Origin of the sequence: Micromonospora sp. (assembly GCF_048594385.1) — a bacterium.
Lineage (GTDB): Bacteria > Actinomycetota > Actinomycetes > Mycobacteriales > Micromonosporaceae > Micromonospora > Micromonospora wenchangensis.
Genome location: NZ_JBMDWU010000035.1, coordinates 1 through 8817, shown reverse-complemented (window position 1 = coordinate 8817; position 8817 = coordinate 1). Strand labels below are relative to the sequence as shown.

Annotated in this window: 12 protein-coding genes and 1 pseudogene; 9 read left to right on the top strand and 4 right to left on the bottom strand. The window is 73.0% G+C overall.

Going from position 1 to position 8817, the window contains the following annotated elements; translation table 11 throughout:
• The coding region (locus ACOJTC_RS01475) for an aconitase family protein (RefSeq protein ID WP_420115439.1) at positions 1 to 860 on the bottom strand (860 nt) is incomplete at its 3' end.
• 162 nt (positions 861 to 1022) lie between these two features.
• Here ACOJTC_RS01475 and ACOJTC_RS01470 point away from each other — a divergent pair.
• The 5 genes from ACOJTC_RS01470 to ACOJTC_RS01450 all read left to right on the top strand — a co-directional run bounded on the left by ACOJTC_RS01470 (position 1023) and on the right by ACOJTC_RS01450 (position 4202).
• Positions 1023 to 1415, top strand: a complete 393-nt coding sequence (locus tag ACOJTC_RS01470) for a VOC family protein (protein WP_420115438.1) — start codon at positions 1023 to 1025, stop codon at positions 1413 to 1415.
• Between the two features lie 37 nt (positions 1416 to 1452).
• Positions 1453 to 1887, top strand: a complete 435-nt coding sequence (locus ACOJTC_RS01465) for a VOC family protein (RefSeq protein WP_420115437.1) — start codon at positions 1453 to 1455, stop codon at positions 1885 to 1887.
• A gap of 33 nt (positions 1888 to 1920) precedes the next feature.
• Positions 1921 to 2406 carry a YcxB family protein gene (locus ACOJTC_RS01460; protein ID WP_420115436.1) on the top strand — a complete coding sequence of 162 codons (486 nt, stop codon included), beginning with the start codon at positions 1921 to 1923 and terminating at the stop codon, positions 2404 to 2406.
• A gap of 49 nt (positions 2407 to 2455) precedes the next feature.
• Positions 2456 to 3412 carry a DUF4304 domain-containing protein gene (locus ACOJTC_RS01455; protein ID WP_420115435.1) on the top strand — a complete coding sequence of 319 codons (957 nt, stop codon included), beginning with the start codon at positions 2456 to 2458 and terminating at the stop codon, positions 3410 to 3412.
• Positions 3413 to 3545: 133 nt separating this feature from the next.
• A complete protein-coding gene (locus ACOJTC_RS01450) occupies positions 3546 to 4202 on the top strand; it encodes a DedA family protein (RefSeq protein ID WP_420115434.1) in 657 nt (218 codons plus the stop codon).
• A gap of 114 nt (positions 4203 to 4316) precedes the next feature.
• Here ACOJTC_RS01450 and ACOJTC_RS01445 read toward each other — a convergent pair whose 3' ends face one another.
• From ACOJTC_RS01445 to ACOJTC_RS01435, 3 genes are all read right to left on the bottom strand, one after another.
• Complete coding sequence (locus tag ACOJTC_RS01445; protein ID WP_420115433.1) at positions 4317 to 4973, bottom strand: C39 family peptidase; 657 nt, start codon at positions 4971 to 4973, stop codon at positions 4317 to 4319.
• Positions 4974 to 5333: 360 nt separating this feature from the next.
• The gene (locus ACOJTC_RS01440; RefSeq protein ID WP_420115432.1) at positions 5334 to 6059 is read right to left on the bottom strand and encodes an alpha/beta hydrolase; all 726 of its coding nucleotides are present in this window, start codon (positions 6057 to 6059) and stop codon (positions 5334 to 5336) included.
• A gap of 99 nt (positions 6060 to 6158) precedes the next feature.
• Positions 6159 to 6341, bottom strand: coding sequence for a hypothetical protein (locus ACOJTC_RS01435; RefSeq protein WP_204926255.1), 183 nt, complete (start codon positions 6339 to 6341; stop codon positions 6159 to 6161).
• A gap of 19 nt (positions 6342 to 6360) precedes the next feature.
• On the opposite strand from ACOJTC_RS01435, the gene ACOJTC_RS01430 reads away from it, so the two are divergent.
• The 4 genes and pseudogenes from ACOJTC_RS01430 to ACOJTC_RS01415 all read left to right on the top strand — a co-directional run.
• Entirely contained in the window at positions 6361 to 7035 is a 675-nt protein-coding gene (locus ACOJTC_RS01430) for a hypothetical protein (protein ID WP_204926129.1), read from the top strand.
• 37 nt (positions 7036 to 7072) lie between these two features.
• A complete protein-coding gene (locus ACOJTC_RS01425; RefSeq protein WP_204926130.1) occupies positions 7073 to 7462 on the top strand; it encodes a hypothetical protein in 390 nt (129 codons plus the stop codon).
• A gap of 87 nt (positions 7463 to 7549) precedes the next feature.
• Positions 7550 to 8308, top strand: a complete 759-nt coding sequence (locus ACOJTC_RS01420; RefSeq protein WP_420115431.1) for a hypothetical protein — start codon at positions 7550 to 7552, stop codon at positions 8306 to 8308.
• 154 nt (positions 8309 to 8462) lie between these two features.
• Positions 8463 to 8817 (top strand): annotated as a pseudogene (locus ACOJTC_RS01415) (hypothetical protein); the annotation flags it as partial.

Below are 8817 nucleotides of genomic sequence, written 5' to 3'. Positions count from 1 at the left end.
GGGCCGTAGAACTCGACGAACTTGCCGACGACGCCGTGCTTGCGCAGCATCTCGGTGATGGTGAGCACCAGGTCGGTGGCGGTGGTGCCGGCCGGCATCTCGCCTGCGAGCTTGAAGCCGACGACCCGGGGGATGAGCATGCTGACCGGCTGGCCGAGCATCGCGGCCTCGGCCTCGATGCCGCCGACGCCCCAGCCCAGCACGCCCAGGCCGTTGACCATGGTGGTGTGCGAGTCGGTGCCGACGACGGTGTCCGGGTACGCCTGGCCGCCGCGCTCCATGATCGTCCGGGCCAGGTACTCGATGTTGACCTGGTGCACGATGCCGGTGCCGGGCGGGACGACCTTGAACTCGTTGAACGCGGTCTGGCCCCAGCGCAGGAACTGGTAGCGCTCCCTGTTGCGCTCGTACTCCAGCTCGACGTTGCGGGCGAAGGCGTCCTCGCGGCCGAACAGGTCGGCGATGACCGAGTGGTCGATGACCAGCTCGGCCGGTGCGAGGGGGTTGACCTTGGTGGCGTCGCCGCCGAGGTCGCGGACCGCCTCGCGCATGGTGGCCAGGTCGACCACGCAGGGTACGCCGGTGAAGTCCTGCATCAGCACCCGCGCCGGGGTGAACTGGATCTCCACGCTCGGGTCGGCGGTGGGGTCCCAGGAGCCGAGCTGGGAGATGTGGTCGGCGGTGATGTTCGCGCCGTCCTCGGTCCGCAGCAGGTTCTCCAGCAGGATCTTCAAGCTGTAGGGCAGTCTGTCGTGCCCCGGCACCTGGCTGATCCTGAAAATCTCGTAGCTCGCGTCTCCGACGCGTAGCTGGGTCTTCGCACCGAAGGTGTCGAGGCTCGCCACGTCGTACTCCTTCACACCAGCGACCGTGAGTAGTCCTGAGCAGTCTGTCGCACCGGGCGGAACGTCGCCCAGGTTAGGTAACACTTACTGCCGATTCGTCGTCTTCCAACAAAACCGTACGTCCGTCTTGCTATCCACGCAACCTCGTGCCAGGGTTCGGGACGAGGAGGTGCCACCATGATCCACCATGTGCTGCTCGCCTGCCCGCCCGGTACCGAGGACTCGTCCCGGGCCTTCTACGTGGGCATCCTCGGCCTGACCGAGAAACCCAAACCCCCGGCCCTCGCCGCCCGTGGCGGCTGCTGGGTCACCGGGTACGACGCCGAACTGCACCTCGGCGTCGAGGCCGACTTCCGGCCCGCCCGCAAGGCACACCCCGCCCTGCTGCGCCCCGACCTCGACGCCCTCGCCGACCGGCTGGCCCGCGCCGGCCACCCGGTCACCTGGGGTGACGACGACGAGCTGCCCGGGATGCGCCGCTTCCACACCGCCGACCCGCACGGCAACCGGCTGGAGTTCGTCGCCCCGCTGCCCGACCGGACGGCACCGCCGCCGGCCCCCGGTCGCTGAGCGTCACCGTGTCGGACCCCGCCGCTACGGTGTGCCGATGGCGTCGGTCAAGCAGGTCCAGATCACCTTCGACTGCGCGGAGCCCGAACGGGTCGCCCGCTTCTGGTGTGCGGTGCTCGGTTACGTCGTGCCGCCACCGCCGCCGGGGTTCGCCGACTGGGGCGCGTTCGACAGGTCCCTGCCGCCCGAGCGGCAGGGCTCCGCGTTCGCCTGCGTCGACCCCACCGGCGCGGGCCCGCGACTGTTCTTCCAGCGCGTGCCCGAGGGCAAGGTGGTCAAGAACCGGCTGCACCTCGACGTGCGGATCGGCCCCGGCCTGGTCGGCGAGGAGCGGTTGGCCGCGCTGGAGGCGGAGTGCGCCCGGCTGGTCGCCCTCGGCGCGACCCGGGTACGCCTGCTGACCGCCGACGGGTACGACGAGTCGTGCCTGGTGATGCAGGACGTCGAGGGCAACGAGTTCTGCCTCGACTGAGTCACCGCCGCCGGCCCGCACTATCGTTTCCGCGTGCACATCCGTTTCGACGTCCCCGCCGACCCCGCCTACCCGGGCCGGGTGGCCGCCGCGCTCAGCAGCGTCCGGTTGCGTCGGTTCACCCTGATCGGCGCGGCGCTGGCGGCGGCCGGGGCGGCCGGCCTGCTGGTCTCCCGGGGCGGCCGGCTCTCGTCGCTGTGGCTGGTGCTGCTCGTGGGCGGGCTGCTGTCGATGCTCTACGCGCCCTGGGTGCGCTGGCGGGCCCGACGCCGCTCCGACGACTACGCGGTCGAGGGCGGTTACGACATCACCGACGACAACATCATGATGCGCAGCGGCTCGGAGTCCGGCGGCATCGCCTGGGACGGGGTGGCCCAGGTACGGGATGCCGGCGACTTCTGGATCGTGTACGTCGGTCGGATGCCGGCGACGGTGATCCCCCGCTGGTTGATGTCCCCCGGGGACGCCGAGACGCTGCGTGCCTTCATGGCCGCGCGCGGTCTGCTCCAGCCCCGGTGAACGGCCCCGCCGGACAGGTCGTCGCTCCCCGGCCGACCGGGGAGCCGAGGTGACGGGTAGCCGGTCGCTGCTGCCGACCTTCGTCGAGGGCCTGGCCGCGCACCTGGCCGGGTACGGGTTCACCCGCGAGGGCGGCACCCGGATCTTCCGCCGCTACGCTCCGACCGGGGACGCTCTGATCATGGAGGTGCAGTCCTCGGACCACTCCACCAGGACGACGAAAGCCTTCTACCTCAACGTGGCATTCGTGCTGGCCCCGCAATGGGAGAGCTGGCGTCGCCGGACCGGGCTGCCGGATTCCGCGCTGCCGAGCAGCGTCGACGGGATCTGGCGGCACCGGATCGGGCACCCGGTGCTGTCCGGGGGCGACCAGTGGCGCATTCACAGCACGACGGCCGCGACGGTGGCGCGGGAGGTGCGGCGACGTGTCGACGAAACGGTGCCGCAGCTCCTGCCGATGCTGGAGCGCGACCAGCTCTTCGTCGACGCTGCCCGGATCTTCGCTGCCCGCTCCTGGCAGGTGCGCGCCTGGCTGTTGGCGGTGCACGGGCCCTCGGAGGAACTCGACCGGATGTTGGCCCGGTGTCCACCGAATGCGGCCAGGATGATCCGCGACCACCTGGCCGGCTCCGGAGACGGATCGTCCGGGAAGCCACCGCTTGGCCGGCCATGGCCGACCGCCGGTCGGGACGACCACGCCCGGCCCGCCGCCGACGCGGTACCGGCCGTGCGGGGTTGGACCGCCGAGGAGGACCTCGTCCCCCTGCTGCGACGGATCAGCGGATGCATCGCCTACCCGTACGACGACCTTGACGAGGCGGCGCTCACCGGCGCGCTGGACGACCAGCCGGCCGACGGCGGGTTCTGCTACCCGCTCATGGGCATCCCCCCACTGACGGTGCGGTTGGCCCGCCCGCCCGGCTGCACCCGGATCAGCGTCGAGGTGGACGGACCCCTCGATCCGGTCCTGACCGACCGGCTCGGCACCCTGCTGACGGAGCGGTAGCGCGACCCCACCGCGCGTGGGGGTGGCTCGCAGCCGGAGTCCGCCCGGAGGCCCGGACGGCCGGGCCCCCGAGTGCCCCACCCGGCCGTGCGGCGCGGGTAGGGTTCGAGGTCGGGTCGGAAGGGGTGCCGCAGTGGTCGACGTTCAGCACTGGCTCGTAGCACTTCCCCCGGGGCTGGTCTACCTGATCGTCGCCGGGGTGATCGGCGTCGAGAGCATGGGTGTCCCGTTGCCGGGCGAGATCGTGCTGGTCAGCTCCGCCCTGCTGGCCGCGACCGGGGTGGTCGAGCCGCACTGGGTCGCCACCGCCGCGGCGTTCGGCGCGATCGTCGGCGACTCCGTCGGCTACGCGGTGGGTCGCCGGGGCGGCCGTCCGCTGCTGGCCCGGCTGGGCCGGCGCTTCCCGAAACACCTGGGGCCCGCACAGCTCGCCCGCGCCGAGCAGAGCTTCGCCCGGCACGGCGTCTGGGCGGTGTTCTTCGGCCGGTTCGTCGCCCTGCTGCGCATCCTGGCCGGGCCGCTGGCCGGCGCGCTGCACGTGCCGTACCGGCGGTTCCTGGTGGCCAACGCGGCCGGCGGCCTGGTCTGGGCCTTCGGCACGACCTACCTGCTCTACACCCTGGGCCGGGCGGCCGAGCACTGGCTCAAGGACATCTCCTGGGCCGGCCTGGTCCTGGCCGTGCTCGGCGGGGTGGCCAGCACCTGGTGGCTGCGCCGCCGGGCCCGCCGGCTGGAGTCGACGACGACCACCGACGAGGCCGAACCGGTGCCGGCCGGCACCGACCGCTGAGCCGCCACCGCTGCGGCCCCGGGCACGGGAGCGAGCCGGCCGTACCGACGACGATCGGGCCGCCCCCGGGGGGGGGCGGCCCGATCGGGGTCCGGGGTCAGGACGGGCAGCGGGTCAGGACGAGTAGCCGCGGGTGGCGATCCAGTCGGCGAGGTTGTCCACGCTCATCCGGTAGGACGCGGTGTTCGGGTTGGCCGAGTCACCGATGGTCACGGTCTTCCCACCGTCGCGGTAGCCGATGACGCTGATGTAGTGGCCACCCTCGAAGGAGTGGGCGTTGCCGTCGGTGTCCACGGCGGTGCCGGCGATGTTGGCCACCACGGCCCGACCGTCGTCGACGGTACGCACGATGTCGGCGCGCAGCTCGTCGGTCTGCTTGTCGTCGGCCTTGGCGCTGCGGATCTCGGTGCTCTCGTACGCCTTGCGGCCGGTCTCCTTGTTCAGCACGGGGGTGATGTCGTTGATGCTGTCGGTGCCGGCCTCGGTGGTGCGCATCTCCTTGGCCATGGCGTCGACGTCGATCTTCTTGCCCTGGACGGACAGGGCGTTGCGGGTCGCGGCGGGGCCGCAGTAGTAGAAGTTCGGCTGCGCCTGGTAGTCCATCGTCAGCTCACGCTCGCCGGCGGGCCGGCGCTCGGCCTGCACGGAGGCGGGTGCGCCGGTGCGGGCCTCGGCGGCGTAGGCGGCGGTCAGCGGGCCGGCGATGGCACCGGTGGTGAAGGCGAGGCCGGCAGCGGTCAGGGCGGTCTTGCGGATCAGATCGGTACGCATGGTCGCGTGCTCCTCTGCATCGGGGGTGTGGCGTACGCCCACAGGGGGGTGGGGCGTGGCCGGAAGTTCGGGGGGATCGCCCGGCGATCGGGGGGACCTGCTCGGGCGCCCGGGGATTGTCAACCGACCCGGTGGCGACCGCATTCCGCGATCGGGGTTCCGGGGCCGTCCCCCTCGGGTGGGGGAGTGGCGGTGGTATGCCAGGTACAACGCCCCGCCCCCGGCGGCGATTCCGCCGTGCGGGTGGCCCCGGCCACGGGACGATCGGGCACGAACGGGTCTGTCCGGTGCGGGACCTCGCGCCCCGAACCGGACATCCGGCCCGTCACCGGAGCCCGGGCGGTGGGCGGACGACCCGGCTCAGTCGGCCCGGATCAGGTCGACCACCGCGTCCCGGGCCGCCCGGACGGCCTCGCGGGACTGCTCGGTGTGGTCCAGGATGTCGAAGGCGTGCTGACCGTCCGGCACCTCCACCAGACGCACCGGTCGCCCGACCTGGGCGGCGGCGTCGAGGAACGCCGCGATGCCGGCCAGCAGCCCGGGGAGCTTGTCCTGCCCGGCCCGGGTCAGCACCACCGGCGTCGTCGAGCCGGCACCGAGGGCGTCGAGGGGGAGGAACCGTGCCGGCACCTCCCAGCCGGGCAGCGGGACGAGCAGCGGATAGGTCAACGCGATCCCCCGCACCCAGTCCGGTGCGGCGCGCAGCCAGTCGGCCGACAGCAGGCTCCCGCCGGAGAAGAACCAGAGCACCACCCGCTGCGGGTCGACCCGGGGGTCGGCCCGGACGGCCTCGACCAGGCCGGCGATCTCGTCGGCGGTGGCGGGCAGCCCGGCCAGGTCGGTCACCCGGTAGCTGATGACGGCGGCGACCAGGCCCTGCTCGGCGAGGAGCGCCCCGTAGCCCCGGTAGAGCAGCCAGTCCCGGGGGTCCGGCGCGCCCGGCGGAAGCGGGGCACCGTGCACCACGACCACCACGGGGTGCGGGCCGGGGCCGGCCGGCAGGTGCAGGTCGACCTGGCCGTGCCGCTCCACCGGCGCGGCGGGCGGCGCCAACACGAAGGGTTGCTGCTCGACCGCATCGTCCATGCCGGGGAGCCTAGCCCTCCACGGCCCGTCGGACCGTCCCGTCGGGACCACCGTGGACACCGCCCGTGGCCGAGCGGCCAGGCCCGGCCGTGGGAACGGTCAGGCCGGGTCGTCGCCGGACGTCGCGGCCTGGGCGTGCCGCTCCCGCAGCCGGTCCCGGATCTCCTCCGGGGTGTACGCGCGACGCCGCCGCTCGGCGCGGGCGACGACCACCCCGGTCGCGGCGACCCCCGCGAGACCGGCCAACCCGAGGACCTTCCACCACTGCATCCGTTGCCGCATCGGCCTAGGGTAGACGCCCATGAGCATCAGCCTGGACGAGGCCGTCGACCTGACCCGTACCGGTGACGTCTGGGTGTTCCGGGGGCGCAGCGTGCCGGACCGGGCCATCCAGTTCACCACCAACAGTCCCGTCAACCACGTCGGCATGGCGGTGGTGCTCGACGACATGCCGCCGCTGATGTGGCACGCCGAGCTGGGCCGGTCGCTGCGGGACATGTGGACCGGCACCCACCAGCGGGGTGTGCAGCTGCACGACCTGCGCGACGCGGTCTGCGTCTGGGCCAACCGGTACGGCCAGCGGGCCTGGCTGCGTCAGCTCGAACCGTCGGCCGATCCGACCATGGAGCAGGCGGTGCTGCGGACGGTGGCCCGGCTCGACGGCACCCCGTTCCCGTCCACCGCCCAGTTGGCCTGGCGGTGGGCCCGGGGGCGGGTGCCGCAGCTGCGCCTGCCGCTGCCGGGCCGGCGGGACCGGGACGACGAGCCGGCCGACCGGGCGGCGGGTGACAGCGCCCTGGAGACCGCGTACTGCGCCGAGGTGGTGGCGGTGACCTACGAGGCGATGGGGCTGTTGCCGCCCGGCCGGCGGCCCAACTGGTACGACCCGGGCCGGTTCTGGAGCGGCGACGACCTGGATCTCGCCGGCGGCGCGCGGCTCGGCGCGGAGATCGAGGTGCGTATCCCGCCCCGGTGAGGTTTGCCGGCGGCCGGGGGCGGCAATTGGTGACGCCGTGAGAGCTTCCACCGACCTCGACACGTTGAGCGACTTCTTCGACAGGTACGGGGTGGCGCTCACCACCGGCGACGTGCCCACCATCGCCGGCTGCTACGCCCTGCCGGGGCTGGTGGTCGCCGACACCTACAGCTTCTCGTTCAGCACGATGGCGGCGGTCGCGCTCTCCTTCGTCGGTGCCGCGCCCGACTACCGGGAACGGGAACTGGTCGCGGCGCACGCGCTGATCGAGGAGGTGGAGCCGGTCTCCGCCCTGCTGACCATGGTGTCGGTGCGCTGGGAGTTCCTGGACAGCCAGGGCCGGGCGGTGCCCGGGGAACGCTACCGTTACCTGCTGCGCGGCACCGAGGACGGCCCGGCGATCTGCACCGTCATCCGGACCGGCTGACCGTTCGGTCGCCCCTGCCACGCCCCCGGTGATCATCCCTACCGGACGGTCGCTAATCTCTGCGTACAGGGTCGACCGAGGAGGGCCATGCCGGGCACCCGTGGGACGCGGTGGACGTCCCGACTGCCCCAGGCGGTCGCCGCGACGCCCTGGCTGCTCGCCTCGGTCGGGGTGATCGTGCTGCTCCTGCTGCTGGTCAAGGCGCTGGTGGCGGTGCTGGGTCACGATCGGTACGCCGAGCACGGCGCCGGGTCACGCAGTGAGGCCGTGATGGTGCCCGGGGTGCCGGTGACGACCGCGCCGGCGTCGGCGACGCCGACGCCGTCGCCCACCCGCACCCGACGGACCAACGGCGGCGGGACCGGCGTGGTCCCACCGGCGGCCGGTCGGACGCCCGTCGCGTCCCGGTCGGCCAGTCCGTCGGCGTCGGTGTCGCCGACGACCGTGGCCCTGACGCCGACGCCGGTCACGCTGCTCAACGACGACGCCCCGGGCATCACCTACCGGGGGCGGTGGGCGGTCTCCCGGAACCGGCCTTACGGCGACCACCGCGACGACGTGCACTACACCATCCACGACGGGGATTCGTTCAGCTTCACCTTCACCGGCACCGGTCTGGACTACATCACCTCGCGGGACCCCGAGTACGGTGACGCCGACGTGTGGGTCGTCGACGCCGGTGGGCGACCGGTGAAGCAGCAACGGGTGAGCGCGCGGGCGCACCGTTACCAGCCGCAGCAGACCGTGTTCAGCGTGCAGGGGCTGCCGGTCGGGCAGTACACCATCTGGGCGGTCAAACGCGGCGGGGTCTACTTCCAGGTGGACGCGCTGCGGGTGCGCGGCTGACGGGACGAATCAAACTGTCCGGTTAGGACAAAGTCCGGACGTTGGGTACTTTCCGACAATCGCCTGAATCGTTACTCTTCTCGGACGGGGCCGACCAGGGAGGGTCATGTCCGGCATGCGTCGCGCGCAACCGCGGGCACACGGAGCGGGTGCGTTGGCGTCGTCGCCATGGGTCGTGGTCGCCACCGGGGTACTGGTGATGGTGGTGCTCCTGATCGTCGCGTTGGCGTCGTACCGCAGCCGGGGGCCGGCGTTCGAGGCCCGGCCGGCCGATCCGCTGCCGACGTACTCGCTGCCCGGATCGGGGGCGACGAACCCGGCCCGGGTGGCGGCGAACCTTCCCGAGCCGGTAGTCCCCGGGCTGACGCCCCGCCGAACCGATCCGCCTCCGGTCGACGTGCCCGTGGTGGTCGTGCCGGGCGGGCCGTCGGGCGGGGACGACGTGCCCACCCCGTCGGCCGGCGGGGTCGTGCCACCGCCCGGCGACCCGGGTGGTGGGCAGCCCCGGC